11 protein-coding genes are annotated in these 12,996 nt (G+C 63.9%); 8 read left to right on the plus strand and 3 right to left on the minus strand.

What is annotated here, in order from left to right; genetic code table 11:
• The first annotated feature begins 14 nt into the window (after window positions 1-14).
• From C5B90_RS15155 to C5B90_RS15180, 6 genes are all read left to right on the plus strand, one after another.
• On the plus strand, window positions 15-1,871 hold the full coding sequence (locus C5B90_RS15155; RefSeq protein ID WP_115882794.1) for an ABC transporter substrate-binding protein: 1,857 nt from the start codon (window positions 15-17) through the stop codon (window positions 1,869-1,871).
• A gap of 73 nt (window positions 1,872-1,944) precedes the next feature.
• A complete protein-coding gene (locus C5B90_RS15160) occupies window positions 1,945-2,949 on the plus strand; it encodes an ABC transporter permease (RefSeq protein ID WP_233512054.1) in 1,005 nt (334 codons plus the stop codon).
• 2 nt (window positions 2,950-2,951) lie between these two features.
• Complete coding sequence (locus C5B90_RS15165) at window positions 2,952-3,977, plus strand: ABC transporter permease (protein WP_115882798.1); 1,026 nt, start codon at window positions 2,952-2,954, stop codon at window positions 3,975-3,977.
• A gap of 45 nt (window positions 3,978-4,022) precedes the next feature.
• Window positions 4,023-5,093: an ABC transporter ATP-binding protein gene (locus tag C5B90_RS15170; RefSeq protein ID WP_115882800.1), complete on the plus strand. Its 1,071-nt coding sequence runs from the start codon at window positions 4,023-4,025 to the stop codon at window positions 5,091-5,093.
• Complete coding sequence (locus C5B90_RS15175; RefSeq protein WP_115882802.1) at window positions 5,090-6,151, plus strand: ABC transporter ATP-binding protein; 1,062 nt, start codon at window positions 5,090-5,092, stop codon at window positions 6,149-6,151. The genes C5B90_RS15170 and C5B90_RS15175 overlap by 4 nt, the downstream gene beginning before the upstream one ends.
• Before the next feature lie 144 nt (window positions 6,152-6,295).
• Window positions 6,296-6,514 (plus strand): hypothetical protein, encoded by a 219-nt coding sequence (locus tag C5B90_RS15180; RefSeq protein ID WP_058567742.1) that lies wholly within the window; start codon window positions 6,296-6,298, stop codon window positions 6,512-6,514.
• A gap of 153 nt (window positions 6,515-6,667) precedes the next feature.
• On the opposite strand, the gene C5B90_RS15185 is transcribed toward C5B90_RS15180, so the two are convergent.
• Both C5B90_RS15185 and C5B90_RS15190 read right to left on the minus strand, forming a co-directional pair.
• The gene (locus C5B90_RS15185; protein ID WP_058567741.1) at window positions 6,668-7,798 is read right to left on the minus strand and encodes an enolase C-terminal domain-like protein; all 1,131 of its coding nucleotides are present in this window, start codon (window positions 7,796-7,798) and stop codon (window positions 6,668-6,670) included.
• A 108-nt stretch (window positions 7,799-7,906) separates the two neighbouring features.
• Window positions 7,907-9,334, minus strand: a complete 1,428-nt coding sequence (locus C5B90_RS15190; protein WP_115882804.1) for a sulfatase — start codon at window positions 9,332-9,334, stop codon at window positions 7,907-7,909.
• Window positions 9,335-9,390: 56 nt separating this feature from the next.
• On the opposite strand from C5B90_RS15190, the gene C5B90_RS15195 reads away from it, so the two are divergent.
• Together C5B90_RS15195 and C5B90_RS15200 are read left to right on the plus strand one after the other, a co-directional pair.
• Window positions 9,391-11,007 carry a glycosyl hydrolase family 28 protein gene (locus C5B90_RS15195; protein WP_304465971.1) on the plus strand — a complete coding sequence of 539 codons (1,617 nt, stop codon included), beginning with the start codon at window positions 9,391-9,393 and terminating at the stop codon, window positions 11,005-11,007.
• A 169-nt stretch (window positions 11,008-11,176) separates the two neighbouring features.
• Entirely contained in the window at window positions 11,177-11,593 is a 417-nt protein-coding gene (locus tag C5B90_RS15200; protein ID WP_004041071.1) for a heme-binding protein, read from the plus strand.
• 90 nt (window positions 11,594-11,683) lie between these two features.
• On the opposite strand, the gene C5B90_RS15205 is transcribed toward C5B90_RS15200, so the two are convergent.
• Entirely contained in the window at window positions 11,684-12,553 is an 870-nt protein-coding gene (locus C5B90_RS15205; RefSeq protein WP_115882806.1) for an SMP-30/gluconolactonase/LRE family protein, read from the minus strand.
• Between the last annotated feature and the right edge of the window lie 443 nt (window positions 12,554-12,996).

Raw genomic sequence — 12,996 nt, forward strand, 5'->3', positions numbered from 1 at the left:
ATAGATGATACCGCATGGCTGGAAAACGTTCAACCAACTGGAAGAGACGAGACCTTATCAAATACGGGGCGGTCGCTGGCACAGCGGGACTGGCTGGCTGTTTCGATAGCTCGGGGCAGACGACCGAAGACGGCAGCACCGAAGACGGCACGGACAGCGGTACGAGCACCGAGGGCGGTGCGACCATCGCCGACGACACCCTCGACTACCCCGCGGGCCGACCCGCGACGGACGTGCAGTTCAACCGCTACAGCCTCGGCAACTACGCACACACCCTGCAGGACCAACTGTTCGAGGAAGTCGCGCGCGGCTACGCCGACGGGACGGTCCGACCCGACCTGCTCGAAGACATGAGCGTCGACGGGCGGACGCTCACGCTGACGTTCCCCGAGGGGTTCAAGTGGTGGAACGGCGACGACCTGACGGCCGAAGACTACTACATCGGCCTCGAAATCGACCGCCTGCAGTCGCCCGAGGAGTCGCCCATCGAGAGCAACACGCTGGTGGACGACTACACCATCGAGCGGACGTTCAAGACGGCCGTCTCGCCCAACCTCATGAAGGCGAACGTTGCAGAGACGTTCGTCAACACCCCGCGGTCGGTCTACCGCGAATACCTCACGCGCTACGAGGAAGCATCGAGTGACAGCGAGCGCGAGAGCGTGACGAGCGACCTCCTCGACATGAGCATCACCACCCAACAGCTCATCGACGAGGGACTCGGCAACGCGCTGTACCGCGTCACCGGCTTCAACTCCTCGGAGACCATCCTCGAGAAGTTCGAAGACCACCCGTACGCGAGCCGCACGGACATCCCGAACGTCCGTATCATCCCCGAGACGACCTCCGACGTGGAGTCGCTGTCGGTGAACGACCAGCTCGACATGAACCCCGACGTGCTCATGTCGGAGTCCCAGCAGTCCCGGTACCCGGACAACATCGAGAACGTCTACCGGCTCAACTGGTTCCGCACGCAGAAGTTCACGTTCAACTTCAAGAACGAGCACATCGCGAAGCTCCCCGTCCGACGCGCCATCGTCAACGCGGTGGACTTCGAGTCGATGGTCGCCGCGATGCGGCAGGCCGGAACCGTCGGCGCGCCCGCCGAGAACCAGACGGCGCTGCGCTCGACGATTCACGAGGAGTACCTCGGTGAGGACTTCGTCGACCAGCTCATCGACTACCCGGTCGGCAAAGACCTCGAAGCCGCGACGCAGCTGCTCGAAGACGCCGGCTACACCAAGGAGAACGGCACGTGGGTCGACCCGGACGGCGAGTCGTTCACCTTCACGGTCCTCACGCAGAACAACAACACCCAGGTGCAGGCCACGAAGGTCTTCAACGACCAGCTCAACGCGTTCGGCATCCAGACGAAGATTAGCACGGTCAGTTCGACCGACTACTACCAGCGCCTCCAAACGTACGAGGCGGACATCTTCTGGATATGGCACGTCGCGAAGGCGCTTTGGCACCCGACGGCGTACTTCTCGAACAACTTCTACGGCATCGAGGTCGGCAACCCCTCCAGCGGGAACGAGACCGGCCCGACGGGCAAGCCGTTCACGACGACCATCCCGAGCGAGGTCGGCGCGACCGAGATTTCGGGCAGCGGCAAGGAAATCCAGCCCGCACAGCTGATGAACGACCTGCCGAACTCCGAGTCGGCAGAGCAGGTCAGAGAACGGACCCGCGACCTCGTCCAGTGGTTCAACTACGCGCTTCCCGACTTCGTCTTCGTCGAGGAAGACTCCGGCTACTGGGGCGACACGCAGGACTTCTCCATGCCGACCGGCGACGACTACGAACTCAACACGAACCGGCCGGGCGAGTTCTCGTTCAAGAACGGATGGATTAGCTCGAACTCTGAGTAAGGTCAGACGGCACCCCCAACGGGCTTAACCACCACAATTAAGCCCTCTCACGCTAGAAGCCAAACTATTAATAATGACACCAAAGTATTTGTTGAAACGTCTCGGGCAAGCGATACTGACGTTTCTCGTCACGATGACGGTCTCGTTTCTGCTGTACCAAGCCATGCCGGGTGGTCCGACGGAGGCGATGCGGAGTGTGATTCTCTCGCAGAGCGGCGGGAGCGTCGACATCGACCGACTGAACAGGATGATACAGCTCTACACGAACGTGAATCCGGACCAGCCGATGCACGTACAGTATTTCAACTACGCGTCTGACGTGATTCTCCGGCAGGACCTGGGCACTTCGTTCTTCAAGAACGAGAAGGTCACGACGCTCATCATGCAGCGCATCCCGTGGTCGATGTTCATCAGCGTCTACGCGCTCGCGCTGGGCTACTCGCTGAGTATCTTCCTCGGCGTGATGACGGCCTACCGCGAGAAGTCGCGGTTCGACTCCACGGTGTCATCTCTCATCATCGGACTCAACTCGATTCCGTACTACATCGTCGGCGTCGTGCTCATCTACTTCCTCGCCATCCAGAACAACTACTTCCCGACGGGCGGCCGCATCGGCTCGGGAATCACGGCGGGGTACAACCCCGAGTTCATGCTCAGCCTCGTGAAGCACGCGGCGCTCCCGGCGATTTCGATGGGCGCGCTCGCGACCTCCGGGGCGCTCGCCATGCGCGGCAACGCGATTCGCGTCCTCGGCGAGGACTACATCCGCGTGGCACAGCTCCGCGGGCTCCGCGAGACCCGCATCGCCACGCAGTACCTCGGGCACAACTCCATCCTCCCGATGTACACGCAGTTCATGATCGGCATCGCCGGCGTCTTCAGTAGCGCAGTCATCGTCGAGGAGGTCTTCGCGTACCCGGGCATGGGCCTCCTGATGTTCGAGGCTGTCAAGACGCAAGACTACCCGCTGTTGATGGGCACGCTCATCGTGTTCACGGCGATTTCGCTGACCGCCATCTTCATCGCTGACCTCACGTACACGCTCATCGACCCGCGCATCTCGGTGGGTGAGGAGTAACTATGAGCGAAGCACATTCCGACACGTTCGACCTGAAGGACCTCTACGACGAAGATATCGACCCGGACCCCGAATCGCGGGCCGACCGCGCAAAGCGGTTCCTCGAGATGAACGTCGTCGCACCCGCGCGCATCGCGGTCGACGACTGGCGCGCGCTCGTCGGCGGCGCGATTCTCGCGTTCTTCCTCCTCATGGGAACCGTCGGCGTCTGGCTCGTCGAGCGGCCGACAAGCGGTGACGCTCCCGTTCTCGCCGCGCCGTTCGAATCGCTCGCGTACCCGCTCGGCACCGACGTGTTCGGCCAGCCGATTCACGCCCAGCTCATCCACGCGACGCCGGGCATGTTCAAGATGATCTTCGCGGGCGCGGTCGTGAGCGTCGGTTTCGCCGCCCTCGTGGGCGTCGTCGCCGGCTTCGAACACGGCACGCGCATCGACTCGTTCCTGATGACCATCACCGACGTGGTCATCACGATTCCGGGCCTGCCGCTCATCATCGTCATCACGGCCATCTTCCAGCCCGAGAACCCCTACATCGTCGGGGTCTTCCTCGGTATCGACAACTGGCCGGGACTGGCGCGGACCGTCCGCTCCCAAGTGCTGAGCATCCGCGAGGAGTCCTACGTCGAGGCGTCCGAAATCATGGGCATCCCGCTGTCGTCGATTCTCCGGCGGGACATCCTCTCGCAGCTCATGCCGTACGTGATGATAAACGGGGCGCTCACCTCCCGGCGCATCATCTTCGAATCCGTGGGCCTGTACTTCCTCGGTATCCTGCCGTTCACCACGTTCAACTGGGGCGTGATGATGAACCTCGCGTACGAGGGCAACGCGCTCACCCGACCGGACATGCTCCCGTGGATGGTCGCGCCCATGGTCTGTATCTTCCTGCTGTCGTTCGGGCTCGTCCTGCTATCGCAGGGCCTCGACAGCCTGTTCAACGTCCGCCTCCGGGCACGCCACGCGAAAACCTCGAAGAAGAAAGGCACCTCGAAGAACAACCAATCGCAGGCGACCGGCGGGGACTGACCCCGTGCCAACACCTATTACCAGACGATGACTACCAACCAAACAATGCGAACGTCGAATCAGAACGACTCGGACCCGGACCAAGACGTCGTGTTCGAAGTCCGCGACCTAGAGGTCACCTTCGGGACCAACCGAGGCGAATCGAGAGTCGTCCGCAACGTCGACTTCGATATCTACCGCAACGAGACGCTCGGTATGGTCGGCGAAAGCGGCAGCGGGAAGTCGATGACGTCCTCCGCGTTGATGAACGCGGTCGTCAGCCCGGGCGAGACCTCCGGCGAGGTTACCTACTACCCGCCTGACGGCGGCGAGCCGATTTCCGTGCTCGACCTCGACGAAGAGGAGCTTCGGAAGTTCCGCTGGGGCGAAGTCGCCATGGTGTTCCAGGGCGCGATGAGCTCGTTTAACCCCGTCAAGAAAGTCCGCGGTCACTTCCGGGAGACCCTCGAAGACCACAACCGCGACGTGGAAGCGGGGCTCGAACGCGCACGCCAGATTCTGGGCGACCTCTACTTAGACCCCGACCGCGTCCTCGACTCGTACCCCTACGAGCTCTCGGGCGGGATGAAACAGCGCGCGCTCGTCGCGCTCGCGCTCATCCTCGAACCGGAGGTGCTCGTGATGGACGAGCCGACCGCCGCGCTCGACCTCCTGATGCAGCGCTCTATCGTCTCGCTGCTCAAGGAGCTCAAAGAGGAGTACGACCTGACGATTATCTTCATCACGCACGACCTGCCGCTTCTCACCAAGCTCGCCGACCGGCTCGTCGTGATGTACGCGTTCGACATCGTCGAAATCGGCTCGACGGAAGAGATTCTCTACGACGCGGCGCACCCCTACACGCGGTCGCTCCTCAACGCGACGCCGGACCTGAACGCACCCATCGAGGAGATGCAGTCCATCTCGGGAGCGAAGCCCGACCCGGTGACCAACATCCCGGGCTGTTCGTACCGGCCGCGGTGCCCGATGGCCGACGAGTCCTGCGCGGAGGCGGAGCCGCCGATGGCAGACCGCGGAAGCGGTCACCGAACCGCGTGTTTCTACCACGACGACGTGGCCGACGAGATTCCGATTCCCGCGATGGAAGCGGCCGAAAAAGGCGGTGAGTCGGAATGAGCGTCGACAACTCCATCCTCTCGGTGGACGACGTATCAGTCCACTTCACGGACAGTAGCGGCTTCCTCGGCCTGTTCGGCGAGCGGCAGACGGTCCGCGCCGTCGACGGCATCTCGCTCGACATCGGCGAAAACGATGTGGTCACGCTCATCGGCGAGTCCGGCTGCGGCAAATCGACGCTCGGGAAGACCATCATCGGCGCGCAGGAGCCGACCCACGGCTCGATTACCTTCCGCGGACAGGACATCTGGGAGGCGAAAAACAGCCGCGACCCCGACATCCCGTTCTCGGAAATTCGGCGGTCGCTCCAGATCATCCACCAGGACCCCGGCAGCGCGCTGAACCCGAACCAGCGCATCCTCACCTCGCTGATGCTCCCGCTGAAGAAGTGGAACCCGAACCTCGGCGAGGAGGAGCGCCGAAAGCGCATCTACGCGCTCCTCGAACGCGTCGGACTCACGCCCGCCGAGGACTTCGTCGAGCGGTTCCCCCACCAGCTTTCGGGCGGCGAGAAACAGCGCGTCGTACTCGTTCGGTCGCTGCTGTTGAACCCGGACGTTATCCTCGCCGACGAGGCCATCAGCGCACTCGACGTGAGCCTTCGGGTGGAGATGATGGACCTGATGCTCGAGCTGCAGGACCTGTTCAACACCTCCTACGTCTTCATCAGCCACGACCTCTCGAACGCCCGGTACATCGCCGAGAAGTCCGGCGGCCGCATCGCCGTCATGTACCTCGGCCGCATCGTCGAAGTCGGGCCGATAGAGCAGGTTATCGGCGACCCACAGCACCCCTACACGCAGGCGCTGAAGTGGGCGACGCCGAACCTCTACGAGGGCGACGAGGACGACGACCTCCCGATTCGGAAGATCGACATCCCCGACCCGACGAACCGGCCCAGCGGCTGTCACTTCCACCCGCGCTGTCCGAAGGCGCGCGAGGTCTGCAAGACGAACGACCCGGGCGCGTTCGAAGACGAGAACGGCCACGCCGCGCGGTGTTTCCGCGCCGACGACACCCACGAGTACTGGGACAGTCCGAGCATCGTCGACGACTGAACCACACCCGTCCGCAACCGCCGCAACCGCTCGCCCCGTTTTCCGACCGACCCGTTTTCGTCCCGCAGAGCCGTGCGAGCCGGTCGAACGACCTCCGCGCGAACAGTATCTATTTGTGTGCGGAGAGCTACCGTGTGAGTACGTATGTCAGTCAACGCATCGCGCGTGCCTTCGCTCCGGAAGGTCGCGTCGTCGAACCGGAACTTCATCATAACCGTGCTCTCCGGCGTCTTCATGGTCCTCCTCGCGCGGTTCGTCCTCGACGGGACGCTCGCGGGGATGTTCGGCGTCTGGGGCATCTCGCTCGTCGGCGTCGGCATCGGCGGCTTCCTGCTGCTCCGACTCTGGGGCTCGTACAATTGACCGCGGGGGTCCGACACCAGCACCGACCGTCGAACTGAATCACCGACCCGAAAAGCAGCGTGCAGCGTTCCGCGAGTGACCGCCGTCGATTCTGTTTCGTAGCGGCCCTCGTCGGTTGTTCCGTACTCCGTTTCGCCGCGCGTTCTCGCGCGGTTACTCGACGCGGTTGGCGTCGATGTAGTCCCAGTCGAACGCGTAGCCGAGGCCGGGTGTCTGCGGCAGTTCGACCACGCCGTTCTCGTCGATTTCGTCCGGCGGGTGTTCGAGGCCGGGGAAGTACGTCTCGTAGTCGTGTTTCGGATGCAGGAGGCCGCGCTCGTAGTACCGGCCGGGGAACGCCATCGTCCCGAGCAGTTGGAGGTTGGGCGCGTCGCGACCGTGAATCTCGCACTCGATGTTGAACGACTCGCAGAGGCCGACCGCCTTCAACGCCGGCGTGATACCGCCCACGTCGTAGACGCCGACGCGGATGATGTCGGCGATGTCCCGCTTAATCCACTCCGCGCGGGTGTGCATCCGACCCTCGGCGGTCTCGGGGCCGACGACGGCGATGTCGAGTTCGTTCGAGAGCCACTCGTAGGAGGACATCGAGTGTTCGTCCATCGGCTCCTCGATCCAGCGGAAGTCGAGGTCTTCGAGCGCCTTCCCGATCTTCTTGGCCTCGCTTCGGCTGTAGAAGTGGTGGGCGTCGAGCATGAGGTCGATGTCGTCGCCGACGCGCTCGCGGACCGCCCGACAGGCGGCGATGTCCTGTTCGGGGTCGTCACCGAACGGCGGCATCCACGTGTGGAGCTTGACGGCCTGATAGCCCTCCTCGACGAGTTCCTCGGCGAAGTCGGCGTACGCCTCGGGCGAGCCGAGTCCGTCGGGGTCGTCGTCGCCGACCATCGTACTGCCATACGCCGGGACCGAATCGCGGGCCGCGCCGATAAGTTGGTAGACGGGGAGGCCGGCGTCCTTGCCAGCGATGTCCCAGAGCGCGCAGTCGATGGGCGCGACGCGCTTGTCGGTGAGCGTTCCCTTGTTCAGTCGCTCGGCGCGGCAGAGCAGTTGCCAGAGCTTCTCGCGGTACAGCGGGTTCTCGCCGACGAGGTGCTTCTTGGCGAACTCGTTGGCCGCCTCGTGGCCGCCGCGGCAGTAGCCGTCGGGGCCGCCGTCGACGACGACGTGCGTGATGGTCCGCGTCGACTCCCTCGGCTCGCCGGGGTGGCCGTGGCCCTTCTCGTCGGGGTCGATGTGGGACTCACAGCTGAACCGGATGGTACGGATGTCGCTGATCTCCATTCGTGGTAGTCGGTTACGCGGAACGCTCATAAAAGTACGGCGGGACCGGCGATTTCGGGGACCAGACGGCGGGGAGAGCAGGGGGGAGAACCCGGCGACGCCGGGCCGTCAGTCCAGCACGTCGGCTGGCTCCTCGGGGTACGGCTCGCGGACGAGCCGACCCATGTCGATTTCCTGGTACGGCGCGCGTCGGAGCGTCCCGTTCTCGACGAACTCGTCCGCGCCCGCGTCGGTCAGCTTCGCCGCCAGCGCGTCGCGGAGTTCGGCGACGACCTCGGGGTTGTCGGCGGCGCACTCGTCGAGTTCGTTCGGGTCGGCCGCGAGGTCGAACAGCTGTTCGCGGCCGCCGTTGCGCATGAACACGTACTTCCAGCGACCCTCGCGGACCATTCCGGTGAAGTTCGGCGGGAGCCGCGGCGTCCGGTGGTAGCCGAACAGCCGCTCTCTCGGGTCCGCGTCGCCCCGAATCGTCCCGAGCACGTCGACGCCATCTCGGAGTTCCTGGTCTCCCGCGGCGGTCGTCGCGATACCGAACAGGTCGGTGAGTGCCACGAGGTCGTCGCGGCGGTCGCCCTCCGGTAGCTCCGCGGGCCAACTCACGAGGAACGGGACGCGACACGACGACTCGAAGAACGACGATTTCTCCCAGCCGCGGTGGTCGCCGAGGAGTTCGCCGTGGTCCGAGAAGAAACAGATGAGCGTGTTGTCCGCGTCGTCGCGGGCTTCGACCGCGTCGAGCAGGCGACCGATTCGGCGGTCGACCTCCGAAATCATCCCGTAGTAGTACGCCTTGATGACCCGGACGGTGGTGTCGTCGATGCCGCCCTCGCGGGTCGTCCAGAAGTGGTGGTTCTGGGCGGGAATCTTCTCGTCCATGTGGTCGGTTTCGAGGTCACCTTTCACCGGGTTTCCGAGGCGCTCGGGGTCGTACATCCGGTCGAAGGGCGGCGACGGCGCGAACGGCGGGTGCGGCGGTTCGTACGAGACGAGACCGAAAAACGGCTCGTCGGCGTCGCGGCCGATGAGGTCGACCGCACGGTCGGTCATCCACGCCTCGTAGTTGTCGTCCGGCGGGAGCCGGTTCTGCTGGGGGAGGTGGACCATCGCGCCCTGTCGGGCGGTCGTCTTGACCTCGTGGCCGGTCTCCTCGCGGAACGCCTCGAAACTCAGGTGGTGGTCGTAGCCGAGGTCGATGTCGCGCGGGTGGGCGTGGTACTTCCCGACGAGGAACGTCCGGTAGCCCCGCTCGCGCATGCTCCGTGCGAGGAAGGGGCCGCACCGGTCTTCGAGGTGTCGTGCGTCCCGCTTTTCGTTCCCGAGATAGCCCGTCGTGATGGCCTCACAGCCGGTTCGAATCGTGTGTCGCGCCGGGATGCAGATTGGGTCCGGCGAGTAGGCGTTGGTGAAGGAGACGCCGCGGTCGACCAGTCGGTCGATGTTCGGGGTGTGGATTCGACTGTTTCCGAGCGCCTGAATCGTGTCCGACCGCTGCTGGTCAGTCATCACGAACAGGACGTTTGGGCGAGCATCACTCACGGCCGAACTCCGACCACCAGTAGTATAAAGATAGGTCACCGCGACGGTACGGGTACATGCCACCCGCAGCGAGTGCCTTCGACGTGACAGCCTACGCCGACGAGACAGACGACCTCCAGACCGAGGCGTTCCAGACGGCCATCGACGACTGCTCGGAGTCCGGCGGCGGAACCGTCACCGTCCCCAGCGGGACGTACACCGTTGGAACCGTTCACCTCCGAAGTAACGTGACGCTCTATCTGGAAGCCGGCGCAGTCGTCAGCCCCGCGAAAGACGAGTCCGAGTACACGGACAAGTTCATCGGGCCCGACAACGAACGCATCTTCTTCCTCGCCGAGGACGTGGAAAACGTCACCATCGCCGGCGAAGGCGAGTTCGACGGCCTCGGGACCGAGTTCATGCGGATGGACACGCCCATTCAGGGCCACTCCAACGAGAGCGCATCGCACCCGCTCATCTCGAACGGCCCCCACGAGGCGAGGCAGGGCGACGCCTACCTCTCGCGGACTGAGGGGACGGACGGCTGGCCGGTCGCGAAACCCGACTTCCGGCCCGGCCCGATGTTCCGGTTCAACAACTGCACGAACGTCCGCATCCGCGACGTGACCATCCGCGACATGCCCGCGTGGACGCTGTCGTTCCACGGGACCGAGGAGGTCGATATCCGCGGCGTCGACATCCTCAACCACCTGCTCATCCCGAACTGCGACGGCATCGCGCTCGGCGACACGAAGAACGTCCACATCTCCGACTGCACCATCCAGTCGTGCGACGACAGCATCACCTTCGGCGCGCGCCCCGACGAACCGGTGACCTGCGAGGGCATCGTCGTGACGAACTGCACGCTCCGGTCGAGCGCCTGCGCCATCAAGTTCGGCTCGGGCACCGACGACACGATTCGCGACTGCCTGTTCCAGAACATCGTCGTGCAGGAGTCGAACCGCGGCCTCGGCATCCAGCACCGCGACTCGGGCGTCGTCGAGAACGTGCTTTTCACCGACATCGTCGTCAACTCCAACATGCTCCCCGGCCCGTGGTGGGGCAAGGGCGAGCCCATCTACGTCACGTCGGTCCCGCGGGACGACGACACCGACCTCGGCGGGATTCGGAACGTGCGCTTCTCGAACATCGTCGCGCGCAGCGAGAACGGGGCACTCGTCTACGGCTCTGAAGACTCCGACATCGAGACCATCGAGTTCGACAACGTTCGCATCGAACTCACCGGAAGCGAGCACGCCGACGAGGTGGGCGGCAACTTCGACCTCCAGCCGAGTTCGGTCGTCACGCCAATCTTCGCCAACGACATCGCCGGCGTCCACGTCGAGAACGCCCGCGACGTGACGATGCGCGACGTGACCGTCGAGTGGGACGAAGGCGACGACCTGCCCGACTACTACCGGAGCGGACTGGCCTGCGAAGACGTGGACGGCCTGCTCGTCGACGGCTTCGTCGGTCGACAGGCCCACCGCGACGACGACGCGGCGGCGGTTTCGCTCGTCGACACGACGGACATCACGGTTCGGAACTCCCGGGCGACCGAGGGAACGGGGACGTTCCTCTCGCTTTCGAACACGGACGGCGAACGCCTGTTCGTGAACAACGACCTCATCGACGCCGCCGACGCCGGCGACGTGGAGTCGTTCGAGCGGTCGGGGAACGCCCTCCCGCGATAACCCGTACGTTCAAGCCGACGCGACCACGACGGACGAACGCGAAAACGCGCAGTCGAGCCCGCGGCGTTCGATTCGGTTCGAATAGCCGTATTGCCGTCTGTGGCCGTTCCAGCGGCGTTTCTCCCCGTGAACGGTGGGTTTTTGCTCCGAGCCGCCGACGGTCGAGTCGATGGTACAAGAGCTGACGCTAGCCGAAGCCAAGACGATTCTCGACGCGATGGAGGAGAAAGCCGAGGAACTCGGCGTCCCGCTGAACCTCGCGGTGACGAACAGCGAGGGCAACCTCCTCGGCTTCCGCCGGATGGACGGCGCGAAGCTCGTCGCGAGCAACATCGCACAGAACAAGGCCTACACCGCGGCCGCGGTCAAGAAGCCCACCCACGAACTGAAGGAAGGAGCCGAACCCGGCGGCGACGTGTACGGCCTCCACACGACCGACAACGGTCGCGTCGTCGTCTTCGGCGGCGGGTTCCCCGTCGAACACGACGGCGTCGTCGTCGGCGCGGTCGGCGCGAGCGGCGGTGCGGTGTCCGAAGACATGGAAGCGTCCCAAGCGGGGCTCGACGCGTTCGAACCGCTCCGCTGAGACGCCCGCGTCGGAGTCGCCGAGTTCAGTTTCGGTTTCGGTTCCGACGACATCCAATCCAGCGTATCTGTCCTCACGGTCCCTTTTCGGTCAGAAGCGAACGTACGCCGAGCGATTGGTCTCGGCCGCGTAGAGGCTGCCCGTCATGTCCGCGACGTAGAGCGTCGAGCCGTCCGGCCCGCCGAGCGTGCAGTTCGTCGGGCGGTTCTCGGGGAACGGGTGGCGTTCGAGCACCTCGCCCGACGGAGAGAACACGTAAATCGACGGCCCCGGACCGCTTTTTTCCCAGCCGGCACAGGCGACGATTTCGCCCGACTGCGTGAGCGTCATGCCGTCGATGCCGCGGTGGTCGCCGAAGTCGTGCAGTATCTCGCGGGGACCGAGCGAGCCGTCGTCGCGAATCGGGTAGGCTCGCAGGTCGGTCTCTTGGTTCGGACCGTAGGTGCATTCTGCGACGTACAGTCGCGATTCGTCCGGGGAGAGGAGGATGCCGTTCGGGCGGTCCATCTCGTCGGTGAGGTGGACGAGTCGCCACTCATCGCCCGCGTCCCCGTCGGCCCGCTCCGCGTGGAAGACGGAGGTATGCCCGAGCAACCCCCGGTCCTTGTCGTCGGGGTCGGTGAACCAGACGTCGCCGTCGCGGTCGATTTCGAGGTCGTTCGGTCCGTTGAGCGGCGTCCCCTCGAACTCGTCGACGACGGCCGACGCGGGTTCGTCCGGGGCCAGCGCGGCGATGCGGTGGCCCTCGGCCTCGCAGGCGTACAGTTCGCCGTCGAGTCCCTCGTGGAGGCCGACCGCGCCGGCGGTCGAGTCGATGTAGACGCTCGTCTCTCCCGTCTCCGGGTCGTATTCGAGGACCTGATGCTCCTTTATCTCCGTGAATCGAACCGCGTCGCCGGTCCAAATCGGACCCTCGGTCGCCCGGAACGGACCCGCGACTCGCTCGAACTCCCATGCCATCGAGTGGTCGTTCTTCCCACGGGGACTTAAACGTCGTCCGACTCAGTTCACGTGCCAAATTGTCAACTGAATTTCCGATTTCAGAATCACTTCTGCGAGATGGAACGGGGCGAACAAGTCGGTCACAACTACGCCGGAGACACGGTTCGGAACAGAGTTCTGAGCGGGAAGGCAGAATAGCAATTGAAAATATAGCTTTAGAAAAGTATAAATTATCTAGTATTTTTGGAGATCTAGTTGCTGAACCACAATACCTGAGTAATATCTCTATTATAGGAATAATTTTTAAATACTCGCCCCCATTATGAGAATTTAAATTCCTTTTTGTGAATCTATATCGAGTGTGTCGAACCCCCTAGCTAAAACTCATCAAATATCGATATACAACTATTTTCTGATAATAATTCGTGTCTGAACGACCGACAACTGTATAGCCGGGAGCG

Source organism: Haloferax sp. Atlit-12N, assembly GCF_003383095.1.
Lineage (GTDB): Archaea > Halobacteriota > Halobacteria > Halobacteriales > Haloferacaceae > Haloferax.